The 26,206-nt window shown below is 52.3% G+C and carries 29 protein-coding genes, 1 tRNA gene and 2 pseudogenes; 11 read left to right on the forward strand and 21 right to left on the reverse strand.

The features are described from left to right. Positions 1-25: 25 nt before the first annotated feature. From mfd to ARCH_RS07665, 6 genes are all read right to left on the reverse strand, one after another. Positions 26-3,532 (reverse strand): transcription-repair coupling factor, encoded by a 3,507-nt coding sequence (mfd, locus tag ARCH_RS07640; protein WP_013170706.1) that lies wholly within the window; start codon positions 3,530-3,532, stop codon positions 26-28. A gap of 27 nt (positions 3,533-3,559) precedes the next feature. Beyond that, positions 3,560-4,147: an aminoacyl-tRNA hydrolase gene (pth, locus tag ARCH_RS07645; protein ID WP_013170707.1), complete on the reverse strand. Its 588-nt coding sequence runs from the start codon at positions 4,145-4,147 to the stop codon at positions 3,560-3,562. Between the two features lie 172 nt (positions 4,148-4,319). Continuing rightward, entirely contained in the window at positions 4,320-4,901 is a 582-nt protein-coding gene (locus ARCH_RS07650) for a 50S ribosomal protein L25/general stress protein Ctc (RefSeq protein WP_013170708.1), read from the reverse strand. 180 nt (positions 4,902-5,081) lie between these two features. Beyond that, complete coding sequence (locus ARCH_RS07655; protein WP_041640425.1) at positions 5,082-6,062, reverse strand: ribose-phosphate diphosphokinase; 981 nt, start codon at positions 6,060-6,062, stop codon at positions 5,082-5,084. Positions 6,063-6,119: 57 nt separating this feature from the next. After that, positions 6,120-7,187: an NTP transferase domain-containing protein gene (locus ARCH_RS07660; protein ID WP_041640426.1), complete on the reverse strand. Its 1,068-nt coding sequence runs from the start codon at positions 7,185-7,187 to the stop codon at positions 6,120-6,122. A gap of 52 nt (positions 7,188-7,239) precedes the next feature. Then, positions 7,240-7,310, reverse strand: a tRNA-Gln gene (locus ARCH_RS07665). Between the two features lie 231 nt (positions 7,311-7,541). Here ARCH_RS07665 and ARCH_RS07670 point away from each other — a divergent pair. From ARCH_RS07670 to ARCH_RS07680, 3 genes are read left to right on the forward strand one after another with little or no spacing between them, the layout of a single operon-like run. Further along, a complete protein-coding gene (locus ARCH_RS07670; protein WP_041640428.1) occupies positions 7,542-8,147 on the forward strand; it encodes a TetR/AcrR family transcriptional regulator in 606 nt (201 codons plus the stop codon). 47 nt (positions 8,148-8,194) lie between these two features. Beyond that, positions 8,195-9,166, forward strand: coding sequence for an ABC transporter ATP-binding protein (locus ARCH_RS07675; RefSeq protein ID WP_013170712.1), 972 nt, complete (start codon positions 8,195-8,197; stop codon positions 9,164-9,166). Between the two features lies 1 nt (position 9,167). Beyond that, a complete protein-coding gene (locus ARCH_RS07680; protein ID WP_013170713.1) occupies positions 9,168-10,394 on the forward strand; it encodes an ABC transporter permease in 1,227 nt (408 codons plus the stop codon). Positions 10,395-10,579: 185 nt separating this feature from the next. Here the strand turns inward: ARCH_RS07680 and ARCH_RS07685 are convergent, their stop codons facing one another. Then, the gene (locus tag ARCH_RS07685) at positions 10,580-11,455 is read right to left on the reverse strand and encodes a hypothetical protein (protein ID WP_197712425.1); all 876 of its coding nucleotides are present in this window, start codon (positions 11,453-11,455) and stop codon (positions 10,580-10,582) included. Positions 11,456-11,534: 79 nt separating this feature from the next. On the opposite strand from ARCH_RS07685, the gene ARCH_RS10355 reads away from it, so the two are divergent. The 3 genes from ARCH_RS10355 to ARCH_RS10365 are packed head-to-tail and all read left to right on the forward strand — an operon-like array spanning position 11,535 to position 13,053. Then, entirely contained in the window at positions 11,535-11,903 is a 369-nt protein-coding gene (locus ARCH_RS10355) for a hypothetical protein (RefSeq protein ID WP_223804385.1), read from the forward strand. Further along, on the forward strand, positions 11,858-12,598 hold the full coding sequence (locus ARCH_RS10360; protein ID WP_049765848.1) for a type IV secretory system conjugative DNA transfer family protein: 741 nt from the start codon (positions 11,858-11,860) through the stop codon (positions 12,596-12,598). The genes ARCH_RS10355 and ARCH_RS10360 overlap by 46 nt, the downstream gene beginning before the upstream one ends. Then, the gene (locus tag ARCH_RS10365) at positions 12,598-13,053 is read left to right on the forward strand and encodes a type IV secretory system conjugative DNA transfer family protein (RefSeq protein ID WP_331837821.1); all 456 of its coding nucleotides are present in this window, start codon (positions 12,598-12,600) and stop codon (positions 13,051-13,053) included. The genes ARCH_RS10360 and ARCH_RS10365 overlap by 1 nt, the downstream gene beginning before the upstream one ends. Before the next feature lie 61 nt (positions 13,054-13,114). Here ARCH_RS10365 and ARCH_RS07695 read toward each other — a convergent pair whose 3' ends face one another. The 4 genes and pseudogenes from ARCH_RS07695 to ARCH_RS07705 form a co-directional block, all read right to left on the reverse strand. Next, complete coding sequence (locus ARCH_RS07695) at positions 13,115-13,762, reverse strand: ATP-binding cassette domain-containing protein (RefSeq protein ID WP_013170714.1); 648 nt, start codon at positions 13,760-13,762, stop codon at positions 13,115-13,117. 40 nt (positions 13,763-13,802) lie between these two features. Beyond that, a pseudogene (locus tag ARCH_RS10530) lies at positions 13,803-14,030 on the reverse strand (integrase core domain-containing protein). A 6-nt stretch (positions 14,031-14,036) separates the two neighbouring features. Next, positions 14,037-14,498 (reverse strand): DDE-type integrase/transposase/recombinase, encoded by a 462-nt coding sequence (locus tag ARCH_RS09995; RefSeq protein ID WP_138975065.1) that lies wholly within the window; start codon positions 14,496-14,498, stop codon positions 14,037-14,039. A gap of 155 nt (positions 14,499-14,653) precedes the next feature. Then, a complete protein-coding gene (locus ARCH_RS07705) occupies positions 14,654-14,983 on the reverse strand; it encodes a transposase (protein WP_081440792.1) in 330 nt (109 codons plus the stop codon). Between the two features lie 198 nt (positions 14,984-15,181). On the opposite strand from ARCH_RS07705, the gene ARCH_RS10535 reads away from it, so the two are divergent. The 3 genes from ARCH_RS10535 (at position 15,182) to ARCH_RS07720 (ending at position 18,464) form a co-directional block, all read left to right on the forward strand. Further along, entirely contained in the window at positions 15,182-15,472 is a 291-nt protein-coding gene (locus ARCH_RS10535) for an SdpI family protein (RefSeq protein WP_170121730.1), read from the forward strand. A 1,017-nt stretch (positions 15,473-16,489) separates the two neighbouring features. Further along, on the forward strand, positions 16,490-17,371 hold the full coding sequence (locus ARCH_RS07715; protein ID WP_041640429.1) for a hypothetical protein: 882 nt from the start codon (positions 16,490-16,492) through the stop codon (positions 17,369-17,371). After that, positions 17,358-18,464, forward strand: a complete 1,107-nt coding sequence (locus ARCH_RS07720; RefSeq protein ID WP_013170719.1) for a methyltransferase — start codon at positions 17,358-17,360, stop codon at positions 18,462-18,464. The genes ARCH_RS07715 and ARCH_RS07720 overlap by 14 nt, the downstream gene beginning before the upstream one ends. 149 nt (positions 18,465-18,613) lie before the next feature. Here the strand turns inward: ARCH_RS07720 and ARCH_RS07725 are convergent, their stop codons facing one another. The 4 genes and pseudogenes from ARCH_RS07725 to ARCH_RS07735 form a co-directional block, all read right to left on the reverse strand. Next, a complete protein-coding gene (locus ARCH_RS07725; protein WP_013170720.1) occupies positions 18,614-19,459 on the reverse strand; it encodes a hypothetical protein in 846 nt (281 codons plus the stop codon). Further along, positions 19,456-19,602 (reverse strand): NlpC/P60 family protein, encoded by a 147-nt coding sequence (locus ARCH_RS10540; protein ID WP_081440793.1) that lies wholly within the window; start codon positions 19,600-19,602, stop codon positions 19,456-19,458. Before ARCH_RS10540 ends, ARCH_RS07725 begins: the two co-directional genes overlap by 4 nt. Before the next feature lie 146 nt (positions 19,603-19,748). Next, positions 19,749-20,441: a hypothetical protein gene (locus ARCH_RS07730; protein WP_013170721.1), complete on the reverse strand. Its 693-nt coding sequence runs from the start codon at positions 20,439-20,441 to the stop codon at positions 19,749-19,751. A 107-nt stretch (positions 20,442-20,548) separates the two neighbouring features. Beyond that, positions 20,549-22,718: pseudogene (locus tag ARCH_RS07735) on the reverse strand (phage tail protein); the annotation flags it as partial. Positions 22,719-22,953: 235 nt separating this feature from the next. Between ARCH_RS07735 and ARCH_RS09750 the strand changes: the two are divergent. Both ARCH_RS09750 and ARCH_RS10140 read left to right on the forward strand, forming a co-directional pair. Next, positions 22,954-23,223, forward strand: a complete 270-nt coding sequence (locus ARCH_RS09750; protein ID WP_013170722.1) for a hypothetical protein — start codon at positions 22,954-22,956, stop codon at positions 23,221-23,223. After that, positions 23,223-23,396: a hypothetical protein gene (locus ARCH_RS10140; RefSeq protein ID WP_013170723.1), complete on the forward strand. Its 174-nt coding sequence runs from the start codon at positions 23,223-23,225 to the stop codon at positions 23,394-23,396. Before ARCH_RS09750 ends, ARCH_RS10140 begins: the two co-directional genes overlap by 1 nt. A 329-nt stretch (positions 23,397-23,725) precedes the next feature. Here ARCH_RS10140 and ARCH_RS07745 read toward each other — a convergent pair whose 3' ends face one another. The 6 genes from ARCH_RS07745 to ARCH_RS07770 are packed head-to-tail and all read right to left on the reverse strand — an operon-like array spanning position 23,726 to position 26,187. Then, complete coding sequence (locus tag ARCH_RS07745; RefSeq protein ID WP_013170725.1) at positions 23,726-24,124, reverse strand: hypothetical protein; 399 nt, start codon at positions 24,122-24,124, stop codon at positions 23,726-23,728. A gap of 12 nt (positions 24,125-24,136) precedes the next feature. Beyond that, positions 24,137-24,724 (reverse strand): major tail protein, encoded by a 588-nt coding sequence (locus ARCH_RS07750; RefSeq protein ID WP_013170726.1) that lies wholly within the window; start codon positions 24,722-24,724, stop codon positions 24,137-24,139. A gap of 19 nt (positions 24,725-24,743) precedes the next feature. Next, entirely contained in the window at positions 24,744-25,088 is a 345-nt protein-coding gene (locus ARCH_RS07755; RefSeq protein WP_013170727.1) for a hypothetical protein, read from the reverse strand. Beyond that, the gene (locus ARCH_RS07760; RefSeq protein ID WP_013170728.1) at positions 25,085-25,522 is read right to left on the reverse strand and encodes an HK97-gp10 family putative phage morphogenesis protein; all 438 of its coding nucleotides are present in this window, start codon (positions 25,520-25,522) and stop codon (positions 25,085-25,087) included. The genes ARCH_RS07755 and ARCH_RS07760 overlap by 4 nt, the downstream gene beginning before the upstream one ends. Before the next feature lie 6 nt (positions 25,523-25,528). Continuing rightward, the gene (locus tag ARCH_RS07765) at positions 25,529-25,858 is read right to left on the reverse strand and encodes a phage head completion protein (RefSeq protein WP_013170729.1); all 330 of its coding nucleotides are present in this window, start codon (positions 25,856-25,858) and stop codon (positions 25,529-25,531) included. Then, positions 25,858-26,187: a head-tail connector protein gene (locus tag ARCH_RS07770; protein WP_013170730.1), complete on the reverse strand. Its 330-nt coding sequence runs from the start codon at positions 26,185-26,187 to the stop codon at positions 25,858-25,860. The genes ARCH_RS07765 and ARCH_RS07770 overlap by 1 nt, the downstream gene beginning before the upstream one ends. Positions 26,188-26,206: the final 19 nt, after the last annotated feature.

Below are 26,206 nucleotides of genomic sequence, written 5' to 3' on the forward strand. Positions count from 1 at the left end.
TTTTCGCAGTTGGCATAGTGTTCCTTCAACCGATGAAAAGTTGATCGATCACTCGGCTGACGAATTCGAGGATTTCTTCATTCTCTAACGCTTCGGCTGTGCCCAACACTTGACCTCCACGTTCTGGCATTGGCATCATGACAGTACGAATCGCAGCTTTGGCAATTGCGCGTGGATACAGGCGGCGCATTCGCGCCTGCCTAGAGTCAGAGAGGACCACTGGAGCGAATCTGATGTTCTTCCCCATGGCAGTGATTTCTTCGATTCCTGCTGCACGGGCTTGTTCCCGGAGGCGAGCGAGGGCAAAGAGCCGATCCACTTCCTTTGGAATTTCACCGTATCGATCAACCAGTTCGTTGCGAATATCTTGCCGTTGAGCATCGTTGGTTGAAGCTGCGATCTTGGTGTAAATTTCCAGACGCAACCGTTCCGATGTTACCCAGTTTTCTGGCACGTAGGCTTCTACTGGAAGTTCGATTCGCATATCAGCCAGTTGTTCTGCTTCACTGCGCTTATCTTGCCCAGTCAATTGAGCTACGGCTTCAGAGACCATCCGCAGGTAAAGATCGAAACCAACTCCAGCGATATGGCCAGACTGTTCGCCACCTAACAGATTTCCGGCACCGCGAATTTCCAAATCTTTCATCGCTACATGGATACCTGCACCCAGTTCAGAGTGTGTGGCAATAGTGCGCAGGCGTTCGATTGCCGTTTCAGTCATTGCCTTATCACGCGGATAGAGGAAATAGGCATAGGCACGATCCCGGCCGCGGCCAACGCGCCCGCGAAGCTGATGGAGTTGGGAAAGGCCGAGCTTATGAGCATCTTCTACAATCAACGTGTTCGCGTTGGAAATATCCAGGCCAGTTTCCACAATCGTGGTGCACACAAGCACATCAATTTCTTTATCCCAAAACGCCTGAATAACATCTTCTAACTGATGTTCAGTCATCTTTCCATGTGCCACCCCAACCCGTGCTTCAGGCACGAGTTCGGAAATTTCAGCGGCCACTTTGTGAATACTCTGCGTGCGGTTGTGGATGTAGAACACTTGGCCATCGCGCAGAAGTTCACGCTTGATAGCAGCAGAGATCTGTTTCGGTTCGTGGCCACCAACGTACGTCAAAATCGGATGGCGTTCTTCTGGCGGAGTGGCAAGTGTAGACATCTGACGGATACCAGTAACTGCCATTTCCAACGTTCGCGGAATTGGGGTTGCAGACATCGACAGCACATCAACAGCCGGATAGAGTTGCTTGAGCATTTCTTTATGTTCCACGCCGAAGCGCTGTTCTTCGTCAATAATAACGAGCCCAAGATCCTTGAATCGCACATCCCCTGTGATCAGCCGATGAGTGCCAATCACAACATCGATTGTTCCTTCACGAGCACCTTTACGCACCCCTTCAGCTTCTTTCGCGGTTTGGAAACGCGATAGCCCGGCAACCGTAACTGGGAATCCGCTGTAACGTTCAGTGAATGTTTCCAGATGCTGTTGCACAAGCAAGGTGGTGGGCACAAGAACCGCTACCTGCTTGCCATCTTGTACCGCTTTGAATGCAGCCCGGACAGCAATTTCTGTTTTTCCGTAGCCCACATCCCCAGAGATCAGGCGATCCATCGGTTCTAGCGATTCCATATCGCGTTTTACATCGTCAATTGTGGAGATCTGATCTGGCGTTTCAATGTAAGCAAAGGCATCTTCTAGTTCGCGCTGCCATGGGGTATCTGGGCCAAAAGCATGGCCTTTTGTGGCCCTACGCTGAGCGTACAAACGGATCAGTTCTTTCGCGATCTGCTTGATTGCAGCGCGCGCTTTCGCCTTAGTTTTAGCCCAATCAGCGCCGCCCATCTTGTTCAAACTTGGCGCATCGCCACCTGAATATTTAGTGACTTGATCGAGCTGATCAGTGGGCACCCACAGTTGATCGCGTGGGTTTCCGCGTTTAGACGACGCATACTCTAACACCACATATTCACGCTGGGAACCGCTGCGGCCGCCGAGTGCACGTTTGGCAAGTTTCACGAATTGAGCCACGCCGTGCCGCTGGTGGACAACATAGTCACCCGGTTTCAGTTGCAGTGGATCAACCGCGTTCTTACGCCGTTTTGGCATGGCTGATTGGCTGCGCACAGCCGCACGTTTACGGCTCATCAAATCAGCAGCGCCAAAAACTGCGATGCGGCGGCCAGTGTGAATGAAGCCAGTAGGCATAGGAGCCACAGTCACATAAACAATCCCTGCTTGCAAAGTAGCAGGCACAATATTCACGAATGTTGCCGGCACGTCCGCTGCTTCAATTTGTTCTGCTAGGCGGCGCCCTAAACCAGGACCTTCAACAACAATAACCACGGACCATCGTTGCTTAACAATAGCTTCGATATGATCAATGGCTTTTTCAATGTTTCCGCCGAAGCTTGATGGTTCGGCAAGATCTGTATGGAACGATTCATCGCTTGGGAAACCCGCCGCGCTCCACCATGCATATCCGCGTTCTTGGGCCAGTTTCCGAATATGCGATACCGTTTGGAATGATGCCTTATTGACGCTCAACGGAACTTCGCCACCAGAGACAGCCGCACTCCATGCGGCTGCTAAGAATTCATCCGTAGTTTCAATAAGCGAATCTGCACGTGCCGTAACACGTTCTGGTTCAACAACAATAATCCGCGTTTGTTGTGGGAAGTAATCGAGCACGGGATGCATTTCTGGAACCAAGATTGGCATGAGTGATTCCATGCCTTCCACGGCGATTCCGTTGGCAATCTTTTCCAGCATATCGATGGCTCCAGGGAAGGTTTCCATAGCCTGGGATGCCCGGGAACGAACGCTATCAGTAAAGATCAGTTCGCGGCACGGCGGAGCATACACTTCTGCACATTTTTCGATCGATCGCTGATCAGCTACAGCGAAGGAACGAATATCATCTACTTCATCACCGAACAGTTCGATACGCATAGGATGCGCTTCGGTTGGCGGGAAGATGTCTAAGATACCGCCACGAACTGCGAATTCACCACGTGTTTCAACCATATCCACACGGGTATATGCGTGCGCCACTAACCGTTCTTGCACATCAGCAATATCAATCGTATCGCCAATCTTGATAACAACAGGCGTGAGTTCTCCCAACCCTTGAGCAACTGGTTGTAATAAAGACCGCACAGGAACGATTAACACGAGTAACGGTGGAAATTCTTCCGGATGTGCAAGGCGGCGGAGTGTACGAAGCCTGCGCGCAACGGTATCCGAACGAGGAGATAACCGTTCGTGCGGAAGGGTTTCCCATGCGGGAAGTACCGCGATCGTATCGTGGGGAATATACGAGCCAAGGAGAGTGGCCAATTCATCGGCTTCACGGCCTGTAGCCGTGACTATCACGTTGGTTCGGCGCTGATCGATTTCCGTGAGCGCGGCAACCAGCGGAGCAACAGCACCACGTGGCACATCAATCTGGCATTCCTTTTCGGACTCTAGGCCAGCAAACTCCGGGTTAGATGTAAAAACGTTGAGTAAAGATCCTAGATTCATGATGACTTTCTGCACCGAACGTTCGTGTTAGTTAGCGGTATGCAACCGCATTGTTGCCTTTTCCAAGCCAAGCTCAATAACATCGCATACGGCATCCGCCGCACACTCAATCATCAGCTCAAGTTCCTTGCGTTCCTGAGCGGAGAACGCAGAAAGGACGAAATCAGCCGGATCTTGGCGCCCTGGTGGCCGCCCGATCCCGCAACGCAACCGAATGTAATTCTTTGATCCGGTAGATTGCGAGATTGACTTCAGGCCGTTGTGTCCGCCTTCGCCCCCACCGCGCTTTAAACGCAATGTGCCGAATGGCAGATCCAATTCATCATGAATGACGATCAGATGTTCAACATCACCGTGATAGTAGGACATGAGCGCTTTAGTAGGGCCACCAGAGGTATTCATATAGCCCGTAGATATACCCAGCACAACCTGTTCACCTGGCTGCCCAGGAGCCACGCCCACTCGGGTTGAACCAGATCGGGTTTGCGATTGCTTATGCATGCTCAGCGAAATGCCTAATTTGCGCGCGAGCGTATCAATAACCATCTGCCCAATATTGTGCCGAGTAGCGGCATATGTAGGTCCAGGGTTTCCAAGCCCTACTACGGTGTACATTCTTTTCTCCTCGTTCAGCGGATCTCTACGCTACTTTACCGCTAGAGTCCGACATAATTTGGTGCACACTTTCTGCCTTCGCCCATGGCGTGAGCACAGCCCCAAAGAAAGATGCTCTTCACAGCAGTGAGGCCCACCCATTCGGGCAGGCCTCACCAAAGTTTTACTGAGATCACTCAGCTGCTTCTTCAGATTCTTCAGCTTCTTCTGGAACGTCAACAGAAGGAACAGCGATCACAACAACGATGGTTTCTGGATCGAGTTCAACTTCGACGTCTTCTGGAAGCTTCAGATCAGCAACGGTAACGTGGGTGCCTTCTTCAAGACCTTCGACGTTAACGGTGATTGCTTCTGGGATGGCGATAGCTGGAGCCTTAGCCATAACCTGAAGAAGTTCAACGGTTGCGATGGCGTCGCCTGCTGGTTCACCTTCAACAACAACTGGAACTTCGACGTCAACCTTTTCACCCTTCTTCACGCGGAGAAGATCGATATGCTCGATCAAGCGGGAAAGTGGGTTGCGCTGAACATCCTTGACGATTGCCAGGTGCTTTTCGCCTTCAACTTCAATAGAAAGAAGTGCGTTTGCGTTGCCGCGAACTGCAAGGAAGGTGGTGTGGTAATCGAGTTCAAGGTGCATTGGTTCTTCTTCGTGACCGTAGAGAACGCCTGGAAGCTTCTCTTCACGGCGAAGACGACGAGCAGCGCCCTTACCGAATTCCTTACGAATATCAGCCTTCAATGTTTCATTCATGAGGTACTCCTTTTATTTCTGTGTTTTAACGGGCCTCGATCCGGAGGCTACACCACAAGGAGTAGACACCGCGTCGATAACGGAAGTTTCCTTCCCTCGCCGAGGCAACTGTTCAAGTCTACAAGCCCAGCCGGCCGAATCATAATGAACACCAGCAAGATGTGCCAACGTCACATCAGATCAGTATGCTCCATCAAACATGGAGGTAACCGAACCGTCGTCAAACACTTCGCGGATCGCGCGTGCCAAAACTGGAGCGATCGAAAGCACGGTGAGCCCATCGAAACGCTTTTCTTCGGCGATCGGCAGGGTGTCCGTGACGATAACTTCGCACGCACCAGATTCCATCAAACGTTCGCGGGCTGGGCCGGACATCGGGGCGTGAGTAGCCGCGATGATCACGTCCTTTGCGCCAGCTTCCAACACAACGCGAGCAGCGCCTGCGATTGTGCCAGCGGTATCGATAAGATCGTCAACGATGATTGCGGTGCGGCCAGCAACGTCACCAACAACGCGGTTTGCGGTTGCCTGGTTTGGACGTGAAATATCACGGGTCTTGTGAACGAACGCAAGCGGCACACCACCGAGGCGGTTGCCCCACTGTTCAGCCACCTTGATACGGCCGGCATCTGGGGAAACGATCACGGATTCTTCCGGAACTACACGGGTGCGCACGTAATCAACCAATGTTGGCATGGCCCACAGGTGATCCACTGGGCCATCGAAGAAGCCCTGAGTCTGGGAAGCGTGGAGATCCACGGACATGATGCGTTCTGCACCAGCAGCTTTGAACAAATCGGCCATCAGGCGTGCCGAAATTGGTTCGCGGCCTTTGTGCTTCTTGTCCTGGCGTGCGTATGGGAACGATGGGAGTACCACAGAAATGCGTTTGGCGGATGCACGCTTGGCGGCATCAACCATGATGAGCGCTTCCATAATCCACTTGTTCACAGGGACGTCAATCGACTGAATAATGAATACGTCCGAGCCACGGACGGACTCATCGAAGCGAACATAGATTTCCGAGTTTGCGAATTCGTACGACGTTGTTGGCGACAATTCGATTCCGAGTTCTTTCGCAACTGCTTGTGCGAGTTCCGGATGTGCGCGCCCAGTGGCGACAACGAGGTGCTTTTCACCGCTTGTATGGATGCCTGTCATACCCGACCATTCTTTGTGTTCCAGTTTTAGCGATGACCGGCTAGCCATCGCCTTAGCTTAGTGACTTTCACCCAGAACCGTGAAAGGAGGAACGTGCGTATCCGCTTCGATGCGCGTTGCACAGGCAACGACATGAGGCACAGTGGATCGTTCTCCAACGGTGACGTCAGTTAGTTCCGTGTGTGGACCGACGACGGCGAACCCGGACACGTTCGTGTTCCCACGAAGGATTGTGCCCGGCTGAATGATGGCGTCCGGCGCAAGGGTAACGCCCACATCAATGTGTGTGGTTGCCGGATCGATAATTGAGACACCGGAGCGCATCCAGAATTCGAGGATGCGGCGGTTTTTTTCTGCGCGCAACGTAGCGAGTTGGACAAGATCGTTGACGCCTTCTGCTTGGATCGAATCCGCGAGCACATAGGAGGCAACGCCTTTACCTTGTTCAGAGGCGCGTGCGATGACGTCCGTAAGATACATTTCCCCTTGAGCGTTATCTGTGCCCAAGCCGCCGAGCGTGGAACGGAGGAAATCAGCATCGAAAATATAGGTGGAGGTTCCGATTTCTTTGATTGTGCGTTGAAGATCGGTGGCGTCTTTTTCTTCAACGATTCCCACAACTGGGCCAGTTGCTTCTGGGGTGTGTGGAGTTTCGGTGGAACCTGGGGCAGCATCGCGGAGGATGCGGCCATAACCGAACGAGTTGTTAAGAACGGTGGACAGGACGGTTACTGCAGCGCCAGATTCGTTGTGAACACGGGTGAGTTCGGCAAGAGTTTCTGGCGTAAACATTGGGGAATCGCCTGCTACCACGAGGATTGGCCCGTGAAGATCAGCCGGTAGCGCTTCCATTCCGCACCATGCTGCACGGCCGGTACCTTTGATATCGTCCTGATCTGCGATGAGTACGTGCGGAGCTATCTGAGACAGGTGGGATACAACGTGGTCACGTTCGTGACGAACGACGACGACGGTGTGCTCAGTTCCAGCCTTTTCCACCGCATCTAGTGCGTGCCCTACAAGGCTACGACCACACATGGAAAGGAGAACTTTCGGGGTCTGTGACTTGATTCGGGTCCCTTTTCCTGCAGCCAGAATAATTGCTGCAGCGAGTTTCTGACTCACTGGTGCCTCCTCGGCTAACCGACTCAAGAACACAACGCTAAGCATTGTTTCGCTCCGCCACTAGGACTCGAACCTAGACAAGCGGTTCCAAAGACCGCTGTGCTGCCATTACACCATGGCGGATCACTCAATTCATTGTGCCAGTTCGGCTCTCAAGTTTCCAGTTACAGCCCTGCACACGCACCTATGTTCTTCACCACGATATTCTTTTTCGAAAAAAGATGCGCCGGTATTCACTCCATGGTAGTAAACCAAGCACTGGTTTCGGTAACGTAGGCATGTAAGAATAGGTGTATGGCACATACTTCTAAAACAGCCTTATCGAACATGGAAAACACTCCGAAGAGGCAACGAATGACTCGCATTCAGCGACGCGAGCAACTCATCGGGGTCAGCCGGCAACTGTTTGCCGCACACGGCTACGACGCCGTCTCAATTGAGGAAATCGCTAACGCAGCCGACGTCTCCAAACCGGTTATTTACGAACATTTTGGAGGTAAAGAGGGGCTCTATCAGGTGATCGTCGATCGGGAAACCACGGCGGTAAACACAATTTTGCACGATGCACTGTCAGCTGGGCGCAATCCCCGCGAAGCACTCGAATCTGTGGTTTTAAGCCTCCTCGATTACATTGAGGAAAACCCTGATGGCTTCGGCTTGATGGTTCACCAGAGCCCTGACGTGCTTGCCGGCGGCGAATTCTCCACGATTATTTCTGATATGGGCGATCATTTGGATGAACTGTTGGGCACCTACATGAAGGAGCAGTTCTCCCCTGACGCCATGACCCTCTACGCTCACATGCTCTCCGGCCTCATGGGTATCGTGGGGCAATCGTGGGCAGTGAAACGTCAGCCGGAAAAGCATATTATGGCAGCTCATTTGGTGAATTTGATGTGGAATGGTTTACATTTTCTTGAATCAGACCCACATTTAGTAACATCGCCAGCATCACAATAATTTTTTACTCACCCCACGGTGAGAAAACTTAGAGATAAGGAGCGCTAGTGATTTTACACATTAGCAACCTCCACAAACGTTTCGGTTCCACCGTTGCGCTTGCTGGAATGGAATTTACGGTACAGCCCGGCGAACTTTACGGTTTCGTTGGCTCCAATGGGGCGGGTAAGACGACGACGATGCGGATTATCCTTGGTGTGCTCAGCGCCGATTCAGGCACAGTCACACTCAATGGTAAGGAACTCGATTTCGATACTCGTAAAACGTTCGGTTACATGCCTGCTGAACGTGGGCTTTACCCGAAAATGCAGGTCAATGACCAGTTAATCTATCTGGCACGGCTTCACGGGCTAACCACGGATGAAGCAACAAACGCTATGATGCACTGGACTGAACGCCTTGGTTTGGCGCACCGCCGCAACGATGAAGTTCAAGCACTATCACTTGGTAACCAGCAGCGAGTCCAGTTGGCCGCCGCGCTCATTCACAACCCATCCGTTCTTGTTCTGGATGAACCATTCTCTGGGCTTGATCCAGTTGCCGTTGATGTGATGAGCGATGTCTTACGCGAAAAGGCAAACGCCGGCGCCACCGTCGTCTTCTCTTCTCATCAACTAGACCTTGTTGAACGCATGTGTGAACGCGTCGGAATCTGCTCCGAAGGCAAAATCGTTGCCGAAGGAACAATCGATGCGCTGCGCACCACTCCAGAAAATAATATTTCGATGCGTACCGGTGGTGATATCGATACGCTCACCGCAACACTTCTTTCCCAAGGGATCACTGCTTCTCGTATGGGAACCGATACGCTCCACGTCAAAGTCGGAGCCGGAATCGATCCACAAACCGTCCTCCACACTGCACTGGCAGCAGGCCCTGTGCTCGAATTCGCGCCACATCGCCCACACCTCCAAGAAATCTTCAAAGACGTGGTGTCCACCCCCGTAGAAGAAACCACGGAAGAACCAACACCAGTTCGCAAATCCGGCTTCGGTGCCCTGTTCGGAAAGAAGAAGTAACATGCTCGGACTCATCATGAAGCGGGAAATCACCGCACTTCTCAAAACCCGATCGAACCAAATCGGGTTCGTGGTTATGCTTGTGCTCATCATCGGCGCGGGCATCGTTGGCAACATCTTCAACACGCCTGACGACGAATCTGCGTCTGCCCCTAAATCCGGCTACGTGATCGGAATCGAAGAATCCGCCAAATCCGCCGCTCCATTCATTCAAGAAGTCGCGCCTAACGCCACGATAGAAGCGCTGACTGACGGGGAAGCAAGTCACTGGCTCACGGATGCTTACACCGCAGCGCAAGAAACAGATTCCGATTCTGATTTCTTGGCTATCAGTGGCGCTTCAACTGCCCCTGTTATCCACTTCCCAACCAGTGGAAGCATGAGGTCGCATGCGGCTGACGCCGTTCGCCAGGGCCTCACACTGTGGGTCGCGAGCGCCGACGGCACCCGCTTCAGCTCAGACGACGCTCACGCAGCACTGGAAACCGTCAATAACATTGACACCAACGTGCTTGATCTGACCGATTCAAGCAACCTGATCGGGACTAATCCATTCGGTTACTTCTCCTCGCTTGCATCGCTAGTACTTCTCACAATGGTCATGATGGGCGGCCTTGCTACGATCGCGATGGGCGTGGTGGAAGAAAAATCATCGCGAGTAGTAGAACTCATCCTCTCCTCGGTGAAGCCACGCACTCTACTGCTGGGCAAAATCCTGGGTATTGGTGTTGTTATTTTGGGCCAGTTCGCGGCCTACATTGCGGCGGCAATCATCTCGCTGAAGATCGCTAACGTCTCACTTCCGATGATGTCCTTGAGCTGGACAGTGCTCTGGACAATGATTTGGGGCGTTGTTGGGTTCTTTATCTTCTCGCTCCTGGCCGGTTCACTGGCCTCCACGGTGTCACGTCAAGAAGATCTAGCACCAATTACCGGCACGCTCTCTATGCTCACGTTCATCCCGGTCTACACGGCAATGTTCCTGGTGCCAGCACTTCCTGATGCCACGGTTACGAAGGTACTCTCCTACATTCCACTCATTTCTTCGTTCATGATGCCAACGCGGCAAGCATTCGATCTCACGTCTCCGCTTGAGCAAGTGGTTGCGCTGGCGATTGCGGTAGCCAGCATCCCGCTGTTGGCCATGTTTGCCGGCAAGATCTACCACAATTCGATCCTGCACTCAGGCAAGCGCCTCTCTATCAAGCAGGCGTGGAAGCAGCAGTAGCCACACAAGAGAAATAATGGCAGGGTTCCAATTGGAGCCCTGCCATTATTTCTCTATTCCCACTCTGCCATTTTCAATATTTAGCCCAACGTGCTTTTTGTTCAGAAGGTACGATCGCATCAGCGGCCTGCCTGGACAGAGCGGCTCCAGCATCCACCATAGCTGCGTGGCGTAGCCGGGCATGTTCACATGACCTCCCAGTTGATGTTGAAGAGCACCTGGCGAGACTGCTTTGCCTGGAGAGCATCTTGTGCGTTGTCGAGCAGTTGATCAGACTCGTCACGAAGACGGTTCCGCTCACTGCGGTATTCATCCTCAGCATCGTCAGCCCTGCGTCGCCACTGACGCGCCTCCTGCTTCAGCTCTTGGGTAGCGTTCGAGGCCTTGCGAGCTTCCTTGTTTGCGGCGGCTTCTTTGGCTTGGTACTCGCGAATCTTCGCGTCGTACTTCGCCTTGAGGTCGAGCCGTGTCGCGTCGAGGAGTGCTTCTTGTTCGAGGAAGAAACGCGCGTTGCGCTCTTCAACGTCACCTCTGAGTTCCTCCAGCTCCTGTGCGATGACCACGTCGAAACCACTGGTCTCGACGTGGTCAGCAGTGCTGCCGGTGCAGTGCAGGTCAAGAAGGTCTCTAATCTGCTCATGATCCATCGGGGTGCCATCGTCAAAGAACCCAGCGGTCAGCAGGTAGGACTCGCGCAGCTGCTGGCTTCCTGCCTTCATAGCGAAGCTGACTTCCTCAACACGTAGCCTTCCTCGCTTGTTGCGTAAGCGTTTTGCAATGGCGGTTGCGCGCTGTGAGCTACTGATCGTGAAAGAAAGTCGTGCTGGTGGGGTTGCACGGGTTTTCGCGTGGCGGATGACCCAGGCACATAAGTCGCTGGTGTACCGGTATTGGTACGCGCCCTTCCGGGGTTCCGATTTGAAGTAATAGTCGCCAACTGGGATGCCCACGTGTGGTGGTTCGTGGAGTGTGAACCGGGTACCCGAACCGTTGAAGGCCGCCAGGTCTTCGAGTTCGTGGCGGGTGACCCGGATAAGTAGGCGTTCGAACGCGTTGAGCACCACCCCGGCCTGTGCGTCGTAGGACTTGAGTTTGTCGCGTACTTTCGGGTATCAGATCCGGACAGATCATGCTTCAGGCATGGCTATCAACGACGTGATTGATAATGCTTTTGCCGATTTCTCCCAGCCCGCGCATGTTTCGTTCAACAGCACAGATATTCTATGCGGGCTTGGTACCACAGCAGCCATAGGGCTTACATGGGTCTATCATTTTGCCGGAAAAATGACCCGCAGAGACCGTGAAGAACACGGGTCGGCAAGGTGGGGTAAACCAGCCGATTTCAAGCCATTCCAAGCTAAAGATAATAATGCGTTGCTTGTTACCCAAGCTCACCATTTGAACCTTAACTCGTATATCACTCAACGCAACCTCAACCTTTTATGCATCGGAGGATCCGGAGCATGGGTCCACGGCTCAAAGAACAAGGCTACAAAATTCGCTGCCTAAACCTCATCGATTTTGATCAATCCGATTTGTTTAACCCTCTCGTCTATTTCAACCCTCGCCAGGCAGAAGTAGACTGCACGATTCTCACCGAGAATTTCATGGCCAACACGTCCGGAAACAAACCATCGAGCGGTGACGGATTTTGGGAGAAAGCAGAACGGGCTTTGCTCAACGCACTCATCTCTTACATATATTCAACCAAAGGAGCACAAGGCACCCTCATCGACGTCGTCGATCTGCTTGGCCAAATGCAAGCGAGTGAGCAAGACGAAACAGCCCAATCAATCGTCGATATTACTTTCGAAGCATCCACCGAAGTAATCGCCGACTATGACGCCAACCCACACGGCTGGGGCGAGGAAGCTATCGCAGCCATCAATGGGCTACGGTTCGCATGCGCGCAATACAACAGCTACTCGCAAGGCGCTGGCGAAACCAAAAAATCTGTCATCGTCTCGCTCGGTATCCGGATGGCACCATTGCACATGGCACAAATCCGGAAACTACTATCTGCAGACACCATCCAACTCGATACGGTTGGCCAAGAAAAAACTGCGTTGTTTATGGTCAACCCTGACACTCACGCAGCGTTCACCTTCTTAATCTCGATCTTCTCGAGCAATTCTTTGAAACAAACCTCTACATTGCCGACCACTCGCCAGATGGACACTTGCCTATCCAAGTTCAGTGCTTGATGGACGAATTCGCTAACATAGGTAAAATGCCAAGCTTTGAACGTAAAATCGTGGTCATGCGCTCACGCTGGATCTCAACTGTAATCATCATCCAAAACTTCACGCAAGGAAAAGCGCTCTATAAAGACGATTGGAAAACCATCGTCGGCAACTGTGATAGCTTCCTGTTCCTTGGCTGCAACGAAAAATCAACAACCGAATACGTTTCTAAACTTCTCGGAAAACAAACCATCGCAGCCACCGACACATCCCTAACCAAAGGGTGGAACGGATCCTATTCCACGTCAGAAAAACGACTAGGGCGAGACCTACTCACACCAGACGAAATAGCCACACCGCCCACACACCAATGTATATATGCCCTACGTGGCGTTCCGCCCTTCCTGGCACGTAAGCTCACGCCACCCAAACTAGAAAGTGAATATGTTCATTCATCTACTGTCCATCAAAGATAGATCAAGGGTAGATCAAAAACAGTATCATCTGTGTGCTCACACTGGCTCAACGAAGGTAAAGTCAATCCGACGGAAATAAATGATTGTAAATCGCGCAGTTTCTGACGAGGTCACTATGCGTACCTGAAGCTACGATCATTCCCTCATTAACAACGAATATACGGCTAGCCATTCTTACAGTGTTCGGTCTGTGTGCTACCAGGACAATAGTTGTTTTTGCACTTGTGCGGTCCTGCCCAACAATACTCTCAAACATATTTTGTTCAGCGATATTATCTACCGAGGCTGTCGGCTCATCAAGAACCAAAAGTTTGGGTTCTCGAAAGAGTGCCCTCGCTGCTGCAATTCTTTGCCATTGGCCAATCGATAACTCTCTCCCATTGTCAAATTTTCTTCCTAAAGTTGTGTCTATTCCTTTGGGAAGCCGATTGAGGAGCTCTTTTAAGCCTACTTCTCCAAGCGCCCAATAGATTCGGTCTTCATCGCCTATATTATCGACTCTTCCAATCCTAATATTCTCAGAAAGGGTAAGGTCGTATCGAACAAAGTCTTGAAATAACGCTGAGAATTTTTCATAGAGATTTTCTCTAGAATAATTTTGTATTGGTAGCTCATTTATCAAGATCGTACCGGAATCAATTTCATAGAAGCTAAGGAGTAGCTTTATAAGCGTTGTTTTTCCTGACCCATTTGGCCCAACAAAAGCCACACACTCTCCTGGAGTGGCCTAAGAATTAGGCCCAGTCGGTTTAAGTGTTGACCGTGTTTTCTTGTTTCCATTGTTCCGCGTATTTCCGTGGGCTGAGGTAGCCGAGTGAGGAATGCGGATGGAAGTTATTGTAACGTGATGACCATTGGGCCACGAGTAGGCGGGCATGCTAGAGATTCTCGATACTGTTGTCCTCCAAGAGTTCGTCTCTCATCCGGTTATGGAAAGACTCAACGAACCCGTTATGCCAGGGCTGGCCTGGTGGGATGAACGCCTAGATTGTCTCATCCTCGGCTGCCCACTCCTGGAGCGCATGAGCGATGAACTCGGGCCCGTTATCCATCCGGATCACCCGCGGGCGCCCGCCGTGCTCCAGACAAGCCACGTCAAGGAGTTCGGTCACCGAGACCGCGTTAATGTTCTTGTCGACCGTGAAGGCGAGGTGTTCGCGGGTGTATTCATCGATAATGTTACAGATTTTGATTGTCTTGCCGTGCCAGGTTGAATCGAACTGGAAGTCCAACGCCCACACGTCGTTCGGGTACTGGCCGGCAGGAATATCACGATGGGTATCGGCAGCTAGACGCTTGCGCTTCTTCCGAGGCAAGACACGCAAGCCCTCTTCACGCCAGATCCTGCGGAAAGTCTCGCGGCATATCCCGTACCCTTCGGCGAGGGCGTTTCTCCAGGCGCGCCGGTGTCCCCACCGGCGATGATCCTTAACGAAGTCGTGCATCCATGCCCGTAGGTCCGCGTACTTATCCGGCTTGGGCGAGTGGGTCCTAGCGCGCCGGTAAGCACTGCGAGAGAGCCCAACAATCTGGCAGGCAAGTCTTTGGGAATAGCCCAGCCCGACCAGATGCCAGAGGGCATCATGACGGCGATCTGGGCTTAGAAGTTTCCCTCCGACAATTCTTTCCACGCAGCCTTTTCCAGCTCTGCCTGACCTAGGAGGCGTTTGAGGCGCGTGTTTTCCTCGCGCAGGCGATGGAGCTCTTTCGCCTCGCTCTTGGTCATCGCCCCATAGGTAGCCTGCCACCTGTTCAACGTGGCTTCGCTAATCCCCAACGTGGTCAGGATCTGAGCTGTAGTTGATCCCGATTCCTTCAATTCCCGCGCCTTATCGAGCTTACGAACAATCTGCTCGGGAGTATGCTTGCTGAATTTCTTCACCATTGCCCCATTCTCCCCACCCACAGGCAGGGCATCAATGGACAACACTCAAGTCACCTGGACCTAAAAACCTAGAGCACTCCATCTCCAAAACGCATCTGTTAAGACATTTTCAAAAGTATACTGCGAAACATAATTAGTGATACACATTGATGGAGATGTGGCATGGTCGAAACAATCGCATTAGTTTTTTGTGCAATAGTCATAATCGCGTGCGGCGTAGGTCTAGTTGTCATAGGAACACGGATGAAATCTGGAAAATTTCCTCCCAACGGGATTGTGGGAACTAGAACGGAATTTTCCATGAAATCAGAAGAAAACTGGTACTTCGTACAACGTTTAACGGGAGCCCCAATAAGATGGCTGGGATATTCCATGTTCTTGTGGATCCCAGCTTTTGTCGCCTACAAGTTTACTAACAACGACGACTTTCTATATGTCACCGTTGCTTTGCAGATGTTCCTAATTATCCTGTTTTGGATTATTTACTTTAGCGGAACCAGACGTCATCAAAACGAGATAACTCACAAAGATTGAACATTCTTAGAAGGGTGGAAATTATGTCAACCAACTCAAAAGACGAGAATCCAGCAACATTACCTGCTCAAGCTTCCGATGCGCGAATATATGAATCGTTAAGCTCATTCAGACAAAGTTTACTCAGCGACTTACACTCTCAAGATAAGTTCGAAACATCTCCGCATAAGGCTTTAACTCACTTCGATCCTCAACTCTGGAACTGCGACAGCGATGAAACTCTAAGTATCCTTCTTACTTTCGAGGAGACCCCCAAGGTGTAAGACTTATGGTCTTAGATTACCTCCTGAGTGTTTTTAGCTATAGAATTTCTAATTCCGGGCACGAACCAGAAATTAAGCCTAACGCTATTGCCGTGGTCGCAAATGCTGCGGCAGTTTTCAATGCGGCCGCTCCTCAAAATGCCGTAATTTATCAGTAAGGCGGTATTTTCCTCTGGGCAGGAGCCGTTGCAGTTAAGTGGATTTTTGCACGCGGATATGGTGACAACCCTGTCAAATCTCGAATACAACCCATAAGTTTAGACTTTGGTGATAGATACTTACAGGGTTCCTTTCACCACTATCTTAAATCGCTCGGATATGGCTCATCGAGAGAACGAATGGCCATCCGAAATCTACTATGCAAAGACCCTCAACCGATCGAAACCGAAGGCTTTCTGAGATTCAATTCGCAACATGGTGAAAAACGTGTCTCTCTCGTTGTTGATCCCGCAGCGTCCGATTCATCTGTTCTAGCTGTGGTGGAAGCAGAAGCGGTTGCATAAAGAATGACTTCTCCATCACCAGTTCGAGAAAAATTAAATATATTTTTCAATGCTCAGGAACACGTGCGTAAAGTACGTCGATTGGCCATAGTCACAACGGATCAGTGCCAAACGCGTTGCGCCCACTGCCTAATGAAATCGGGTCCAAAAGAAACTGCTCAATTAACATTAGAAAAGATGCTTAGTGCCATTGACTTTTTCATAGAAAAAGTCCGCTCGGTCTAGTCACTTTTACTGGCGGAGAATCTACCATGCTCGGTGACACTTTGCTTGATGCAATTGCGTACTGTAGCGAGCACGGACTTCCGACGCGTCTCGTTACAAATGTCCATTGGGCTGGAGACGCGGGGGCGGCTAGAGAGATGCTCCAAAAGCTACGTGAAGTTGGTTTATGTAAATTAAACTTTTCAATGGACCAGTTTCATGCAGTCTGGATTCCTCTGAACAACTTAAAAACCGCATGGTACACCGCGAAACATATGGGGTTTTCTACAGTACTCATTGCCACGTGCGAAGGTCCCCGAACTAATATTACTGCCGAATACATTCGTTCATATGTTGGTGACGAAGACGCTGTAATTATCGATCGTTGTGATGAAGGATCTGAAGAATTACCTCCACCAAGCACTGACGGAACACGATATCTGATTTCGAAATCTAGCATTTCGCGTTTAGGGCGCGGTAGGCGACTTCGCAAAGAGTATCTGAGTGGCAAGCTTGATTATTCGAGTTATCCTAATTCTATTTATGATGGATGCGGAGCGCTTTTTGACCCTGTCACTCTTGCCCCAGACGGAACAATCGGAGCGTGTTGCGGAATAAAAACTGAGGGAAATTCAATCTTATCGCTAAACGCAAATACCATTTTTAACGCCACATCACGCTTATCTGATGAAACTTTCCAGTTTCTTTTGCTACAGGCAATTAAAATTATTGGACCAGCCATTTTACTTCGCATTGCATCGGGCCGCGCAAGCATAATTGAAGACTTGGAACTACAGTCAGCGTGCGAACTACTAACAACCACGCAGGAGTATATTGATTCATTAAATGATAACTGGGAATTATTAGTTGAACTAATAACAAATTCTCATCAATTAGTGAAATGTATCCCGAATAATGAAACAAATTAGTGAACTTGTTGGATGTCTACGCCCCGAACTACTTCCCAAGAGTTCAGGGCAGCAATGGAATTACTTATTGCATTTAGATGGTTTCATAGCATTTCTAACGTCTTTAGATTTCCACACTTATCCCCAAGAACATATTAGTCATTTTCTTGAACATCTCAACGATCCATTAAAGGCCGATCTTGAATTGTTCTGCCTAGGAAAAGACGTCGAACAAAGTCGACTAAACCCACAATTAAAGAAGTTTCTAAAGACACTAGAACCATCTGGCCTGATACGCCAAGAGAATAATAACTCTTTCACAATGTATCCATATTCCATATATGTGGTGGACGGTTTAATCTATGTGGCAGACATTCCCAATGCCATGATGAACGTTTATTTTGGCTTAGATTCTCTCGCTCTATCCCGCCGTTGTCACGTTGAATATCTCCCCGGCACAAAATTTCTTGATTTATGTGGCGGGCCAGGGATTCAAGGGCTTCTAGCAGCAAAAGCTGGCGCTTACGTTGAGAGTGTTGAAATTAATCCGATTGCGTCAAACGTGTCGCTTCTAAATGCCACTTTGAATAACCTGAAGCAACGATATTCTATTCACGAAATGTCATTACACTCGTTTTCTTCTCAATTACAACACACAAAATATCAAAGAATCGTAGCCAATCCCCCGCTAGTCCCTATTCCCGACGAGTTTACATATAATCGTCCTGGTCATGGTGGAGTTGATGGATTGCAAGTTACCAAATCGATTCTCGAGTTCGCGCCCAAATTGATCGCGGACCATGGTACATGCACATTAATTGGCATGTGTGGCGGCAATGAAGATGGTCCTGCAATCTTAGATCTTCTAGACTTATTATCAGTAGATCCACAACTGCAAGTAATCTTGTGTGTTCTTAGCGAAGTTGATGCACTCAACAACTCTAACTGGCTCAATTATCTTACAACTTCATTAACATGTTACGGGCATAAAAATCTTGATAAAAAAGCTATTGCTGAAATCTACCAACAACACAACGTTTCGAAGTACTCACCTACTCTCTCGATATTACACGAAGCTCTGAAAGAAGCCCTGACGGTAACTCACCACAAGTAATCAATTTCCCTAGTTTTGATGCTCAAACTGATGGATGGTGGATATACTGACCTATACCTTTTCTCTGTTTCCAACACAGATTAAGTAGCAAATCATTTTATTAAAACTACTAATTTAACCAAATAATTGAATCCATATTTTTCAATCGCTTATTCTCCAACGAGTGCTTTTGCAAATCGACCTGTCGCTAGGATAAGGAAAATAAAGAACAGTGGTGCTATGAGTAGCTGTCCGGTGTTGGTGACGAAGTCGCCTAGTGTTTTGAAGGATAGGTCTCCGTTTCCAAGGATTCCGTCCATGCTCAGTGAGGTTTTCTGGAATGTTTCATAGATTTTTATGGCCACTATAATCATTCCACCATGCAACACCGCAGCACCGTATTTACGTAGGTATCCGAGGGCGATTGGTTTTGTTTCCGGGTGCCCCATAAAAACCAGTGGCAGGGTTGCTGCTGAGGAAAGAATATAGATTTCAGCGAAACGTAGAAAGATCACGATCTGCACAATAATCGACGCTAGCCAGGTAACAAACAGTGGCACGAGGAGAAGCGCGAAAAGACCGATCAGATCTACTGTGCCAAGGTTTTCGATAGTGGAGCGCATATCGTCTGGAACACCTTTAGATACACCCGTGGTTTCTACTTTTGCCATCGATTGAATAATGGTGGTTCCTACACTATTGATCGCTTTCAAAATGAGGCCAACATTTTGAATAGCAACAACAATAAGACATGCCTTGAATATCGCTGCTCCTACGAGTTGTGCACCTAGTTTTTGGTCTCCATCAACTTTTGAGGAGATCCGGGCAAACTCAAGCACAAGGATAATGCTTAAGATGACGGCAGCGACCGGTTTGACTGCCACATTGTTGATCTCGAGGGCGAAGTTATATGCTGCAGTGTTATATATGGAGATGTCTTTGCCGAGGCTTTGGATTCCGCCTGTGAATGATCCGCCAAGGATCATGTCTAGAACGGCTATAATAAAATCGGTCATGGCCGCCCTCCTCCGACAAAGCTTGAATAGATGCTGGCGATTCTCACGCCGGTTGCCGGGGTGGCTGCGTGGATCATTTGCCCGTTACCTATCGCTATGCCCACATGGGTTACGAATGCTCCAGGTGAGGATGCGAAAAACACGAAATCTCCCGGTCAAGAACACCTAAGCCGGTGGCGGTGAACTCAGTGGCGGTGCGATCATGAACCGTGATCATCAAAGAAGCCTCCAAACAGCAGAAAGGCCGCCCACCACAGGACGGCCAGGAACGATTGAGCGAACGGGATGGTTAGGGGCTGCGCCAATTCGGCACGATCACAACTTTGCTGATGCCGGTGGCGAGAGTGACCCGGTTGACCCCAGGCGTAAACGTCGGGAAGCCTCCGGTGAGGGCGTCGGTTTGCACCCGCCCGGCGACGTGGGCGACCAGCCGATCCGAGTCGAGCGTCACCTGCCCAGACGGACTATTGATCCGATGCTGCGCACCATTCACCGTCAAGGTGAGTTGGCCGGTGCCGTGGATGGTGATCACCGGGGCCACCTCGATCAGGCCAGGATTCGTGAGCGTCCCCGAACCCGTCAGCGTAACCGGGATCAGCCCGGTCTCAAGGTAGGTGAAGGGCTGGCAGACGAGTTCTACCTCGAACATGCCCCACGATGCCAACTCACGGCTCAGCGGGCTGACGGTGGCGTGCTTGACCCGCCGGAACACGCCGGGCTCACCGGACAAGCTGACCGTCGTCGCATGCATGAACGCTGCGGCTGCGTGCCTGTAGCCGTCGACCCCGTCGCCAGTGGGGATAGCGAGTTGGAGGGTCAGCGTGTTGTCTTCCCAGCCACCCAGTCTGGTCAAGATTCCTGCCCTGCCTGCGACCTCGATATCGTCGGCCACCCACACCGCTGCCGGGATCTCCACCGGCGCAGCCAGCCGCAAGCCCAACGAACGCGACGAGACGGTGTGATTCAGCGTGAAGGCGAACATTACGCGCCTCCCGTCAAGACGAGGTCACGGCGCGACAACCGGGCGAGTCGGGTATTCATGGCCGGGGCGATCCCCACCAGCGTGCCATCGTTGAGCACCACCTGAATATCCAGCGAGCCGAGCAACCTGCGCGCGGTTGTATCGACGGTCCCCTCCACATCCACCGTCTGGTCGCGAGCCGCTTGCGCGGACATTGCGGCGTTGACGGCTGCGGCCGGGGTGAGGGCAACCGTGGGCATGGTGAGGTTGGCGGTGGCGTCGATGGGTACCTCCACACCGTCAACCAGTTCGCTGAAGGCGTCCAACGTGTTGGCGGCGAGGCTGGTGGCAGCATCGGTGGCTTTGCGCCCATCGGTGCGGATGGAACCAGCGAGGCCTTCAACGAGCATGGAGCCGACCCACGCCATCTCTTTCGACGGGGAGGCGATGCCGAAGAAGCCGGTGATGCCGTCCCAGATTCCACCAATCCAGTCGGAGACCTGATCCCACAACCATCCTGCCAGCGATTGGATGCCCTGCCACAAGCCACGTACCAGGTTCGCCCCAGCCTCCGCCATCTGCACCACACCCTCACCGACAGCTCCGACGATGCCAGTAATGATCGCCGGGAGAGCTTCAACCAGCACCGGGATCGCCGCCAGCAGTCCCTCAGCCAACCCGAGAATCAACTGGAGAGCGCCGTCCAGGAGCATCGGCAGGTTGTCCACCAGCCCCTGCACCAGCGCCATCAGCATCTCGACTGCTGCCGGAATCAACTCCGGCAGAGCCTCGGCGATGCCGGTGACGAGGGTGGTGCCGATCTGGATCGCCGCCTCCAACAGAGCCGGGAGGGCTTCGATGATCGCCTCCCCCAACGCGATGATGAGGGTGACGGCGGTCTCCGCAAGCTGCGGCAACACCTCAATGATTCCCTCCAACAACGAGGTGAGGATCGTCATGCCAGCTTCAACCACGGCGGGCAACTGTTCGGCGATGAACGCCAATGCTTCCTGCAAGACGGTGCCGAGAGTGTCGATGAACGCAGGGATTCCACCGTCTTCGAAAGCTGCGGTCAGTTCGTCAATCCAGCCATTGACCATCGGCATGACCGTCCCCGCCAATGTATCGGTGACACCGGTGACAAGCAGGCCTTTCAGGTTCGCGATCCCGTCCTGCATGGTCGCCAACTGGCCGGAGAAGGTTTGGGATTGGGCTTCCATCGCCCCATGGAACCGGCCACCCTCCACCGTGGCAGAAGCAAACGCGTCAGCCACCGTGTCCGCAGAGATCGCTCCCTGGGCCATTTCCTCCTTCAACTCGCCAATCGACTTGCCGGTTTTGCGGCTGATCTCTTCGAGGGGGTTGAAACCGGCGTTGATCATCTGCAGCAGATCCTGGCCGGTCAACTTGCCGGTCGAGGACATTTGCGCGAACGCGAGGGTCAACGATTCCATTTTCACGGCGTCGCCTTGGGAGATGTCGCCGATCTCGTGCAGGTGCTTTTGGGCGTCCTCCAACGACATGCCGAAGCTGAGGAGGGTCTGCATGTTACTGGCGAGGTCTTCAATGCCGAACGGGGTCTTGGCGGCCTCCACCTTCAGGTCGTTGACTAGCTGCTGGGCACGCGCCTGATCACCCAGCATCGTCGTGAAGGAGGTGGTGTATTGCTCCATTCGAGCGTTGTACTCAACCCCCTCCTTCAACGCCCAGCCATACCTCTGCCAATACTCGCGATGGCGTGACCTATGCCTTTCACGCCAGCCACGATCGCTTCGGAAGCGAGATTGGCTTTCAGCACATCGCCGAAGATGTGGGTCTTGTCCCCGGCCGAATCCATCTCGGCCCCGAGATCATCGACCGCATCCTCTAGGCGGGATGCGTCTTTCGCGGCGTCTTTCGCATCGTCACCGGCACCGTCAGCCTCATCACCAAACTCTCCCAACGCGTCGTTGTTGGCTTTGAGTTCGCCTTCGAGCTTGTTCGGTTCGGCTCCGGCGTTGTTGAGCTGGATCTGCCAGTTCTTCGTACGCGAATCGGTTTCACCAAAGGAGGTAGCAGAATTATCCAAGGCTGCTCGTAGGGTGTCGATCTTAGACTTTTGAGCATCGATCTCTTTAGCCAACACTTGATACGTGCCGTTAACGCCGAGGCAGACTTGTCGTTCTTATCAAACTGGGAGGCCACCAGCTTCATCTCGCTGCCGAGTACGCGCATCTCACGGTTAATATCAGTAATCGCGCGCTTAAACTCACGTTCACCTTCCAACCCGATCTTGAGCCCGAAACTGGAGTCAGCCATGTACCTAGTCCTGTCTAAAACGAAAAGGAAAGCGGCCGTGTAAAGTAAAAAGAGCGAAAGCAGCAGCGGCTTAAGAGAAAGAAAGGAAGCGTGGAAATGCCGCGTGTATTCCAGGTCAGTGCCTAAAAGAAACGGCGTGAATGTCCATCGAAGGTCCTCAAATAGGTCTGCCTGTAGCTGGTTAAAATTAGGATTTGTATTTTTCTGCCTTTAGAACCTTGATAAGGAGTTGATAATGAAACTAAGGCGCACGATAGCGATGGCTATTTCACTAGCCCTGTTTTCGAGATCGGCTGCTAACTGGCTTGGCCCGAAAGCAAAGTGGCTTAGTGGTAAAGCCTGGTCAGGTACCAAATGGGTTGCAGGAAAGGGAAAAGTCGTCGCAAAGAAAGTCGGACCTGGTGCACTCATGCTATGCACTGTTGGAGCTGGATGGGCTTGGTATAGGTCTGATGCCTCCGGATGGGTTCGGGTCGGAGATGCGGCAGCGGGGTGTTTCTTGTGATGAACTGGCTACGTTTAGTGCGGGATGTTGTTCTGATTTTCTTCGTTCTGCTGATGATGTCGACGAAGATTTCACAGAGCTGGGATTATTGGTGGGTAGCCTTGGTTGGCACTGTATTCTTGATGCTCCCAGATCTCATCGGTCTGCGCCGAAAAGAAGATAGTCAGAAATAGTTTCTTACTTGAGCAGGGCCCCAGCCTCGCACTGTTGGGGAAGAATGGACGCGCTCCAGAACAAGGTCTCACCCCTCAAGGTTGACGGCAATTGCAATGCGGAATCAGTCACGGGGTGTGCCGACATGGCGTGAGTTAGATTCCTGCTGGGATGATGTCGTCGATAAACCAGTGTCGCTTAGATTGAGCGCGTCCGGTGTCGATCAGCCAACAGTCCACCAGATCCAGCAGCTGCCCGAACACCATGAGCTCTATCTCGCTGCGGTGAAGGTGAAGATGGGCTAAGCCGATGTAGGTGAGCCTGGTGAAAGTGGCCTCAACACTGGCCTCTAGGTGTCCTTCGCCTGGTCTTTTGGGGCTGGCTCAGTGGTGAGTGTGCGCCTCGTGCCGTGCTGGAGTGCGGCGGCGATCGCTCCTCGATATTCCGATAAGTCAGCGGGCACAGTCAAAAGCTCAACCATCTCCACCGTCAGTTCTTGGCGCTGATCGTTGGGGTGGGTGAGGTTGTGGATGGCAACTGACTGGTTGGCCAACAGTGTGATGAGCCAGATGACTTCACTGAGGGTGTGGGCGAAGTCTTCACTGGTCTCGAGTGCCTGCCCGAGATGTTCTAGCCCGCCGTAGCGGGCGGCGATCTCACGGGTGGCGCGGGTGGTCAAAATGAGTTCATAGTTGTTTCCGCCAATCGTCACCAATGCTGTGATAGACGTGTTTGTTTGAGTAATCATCCGTGTGATTCCTTACTTGCCGGGAGCTGGTTCGTAAACTGCCGTATACCAACTGGTGATGGTTTCTGGTTTAACCCCGACAGCGCCTTCGGTGGCTTCGGCTTTCCACGGGTGGCGGCCCTTGGTATCTGGCTTGTTTCGGCGCAGGATCGTGCCTTCCACACTTGGTGTTGAGAAGGTAATTGAGTCAGCCTTGGTTGCCAAGGTGGTGGTGGGTAGGGCGAACTTGACTCGGTAAAGCCAGAAGTATTGGTATTTGCCGTTCGATCTGGCGGCGCGAAAACCGATCGCGACAGGTGTTGTGGTGTCTTCTGAGGTGGAGATCAACACTCCGTTGGTATCGACTTGCGCACCCGTGAGGGTTGCTGCGGCCTCTGTTCCGAGGTCATCGACGCTCAGGGTAAGAGTGCCAGACTTGAATTCTTTAACGATCTCCGAGGCACCATCGTCGGCATATAGGATTGCTTCGGCAACTTCTACGGATAGTTCTGCAGAAATCGCTTTAGCAAGCTGTTTGGGTTTGCTATAGGTTTCTTCGCCTGTAGCGGGGTCTTCGGTGATCGTGGCGTAGTAGAGCTTGTCAAGACCAATCGTGGCCATGGGGATTAGTGTCCTTTCGTTAAAACGGGTGGTGGCAGCTGATATCGAAGCTGTAGTGGTGGTAGCCGGTATCGTCCTCGAAGCCGATGTAGCGCCTGGCGGTGACCACAAGCCCCTCATCAACGAGTGCGTGGGTGATCCGGTCGCGCCAGGGCAGGTAGTTGCCTGCTGTGAACAAGCCGAGGCGGACTTCTTCGACGTCGACGCTCGGGGTGTTGTCGGCGAACACCTCCAACGTGTCGGCGATCGGGGTGGCAACCAGATAGGTGTCCGGTGCAGGTGAGGCGCTAAACAGGCTCACCGCGATCGGCAGATCAAGCCGGTCAGCGATCTCGGTGAGGGTTTCCAAAAGCGGGGCGTTCATGGTGTGATCCCGTCGAGCTTGGCTTTAAGCACCGCTTTCATCGCCTCCACCGCGCCCCGTCTGGTCTGCGACCGCGTCGGTGCCAGAAACGGGCGGGCAGGCTGGTTGCTCCTGCCGTGCTCTAACACGTTGGCGACGAGCGCGTTCGACCTGCCGTCGCGGCGGTTTTCAGCGAAACCGACTTTGACGTTGTGATCGCCTCGTGAGTTGACCTTCACGCTCGTAACACCCAGCGCCCCGAGGAGCTGCCCGGTCGACCGAGACGGCAGCGTGGTCGCCCGCCCGATCGCGGATGCGAGGTTGGCTCTCATGCGTGGTTCGACCACGCCAGCACCAGCATTGAATACCTCGTCGGCGGCTGCGTCAAGCAGAGCCGAGGCAGCATCGAGTGAATCAATGAACGCGGTTGGTAACGTGATCTGCGCTTTAGCCATGATGGTTCACGTCCCTTCGGGTGTGGCTTGGTGGGCGAGGATTTCGACATAGCGGCCGATCACTTCGACCGTGTCAATCACAAACCGGCCATCATGAGTCGCGATCTCCATCGACTCGCTCACGTCGAAGCCGGGCATGGTGCGGATGCAGAACAGGACGGTGGCGTTCGTATACGCAGTGCGGTTCACCCACGCAGCCGTCGCGTGCCGGGTTTCCTGATACGCCCGCACCGTTGCCACGACCTGGTCACGGGTGGCGGTGAACCCGGCCTTATCCCGCACCGTCGCCGGCGCAATAAGGTCAATCGAATCGCGCATGGGACCAATCCCAGCCATCAGACTTTCCATTCCCGGTCGAGCCGCAGCAGGTTGTTGACTGCGTTCCACACAGCTTTCGCAGCCTCCGGCTTGTCCGCCCAAAACCCGGCGGTCGACCCGTCACGCAACTCATAGAAATGCGTCGCCAGCAAAATGACGGCCTGCCGGGTGGTGCCCGACATCGGATGATCCTCGTAGTAGGCGTCGGGTAAGTGCTGGTAGGCGACGGCGTAGGAGGTGGCAGCCCCTACCAGCGAGCCGATCAAGGCGTCGTCTTCGTCGTGGGCGAGAATCAGATTCGCCTTCACGAGCTCAACTAGTTCGGCAGTCGGTGTTGGTGTGGACATAAGGGCTGCCACCTCCTCT

The sequence above is a fragment of the Arcanobacterium haemolyticum DSM 20595 genome (genome assembly GCF_000092365.1).
Classification (GTDB): Bacteria; Actinomycetota; Actinomycetes; order Actinomycetales; family Actinomycetaceae; genus Arcanobacterium; species Arcanobacterium haemolyticum.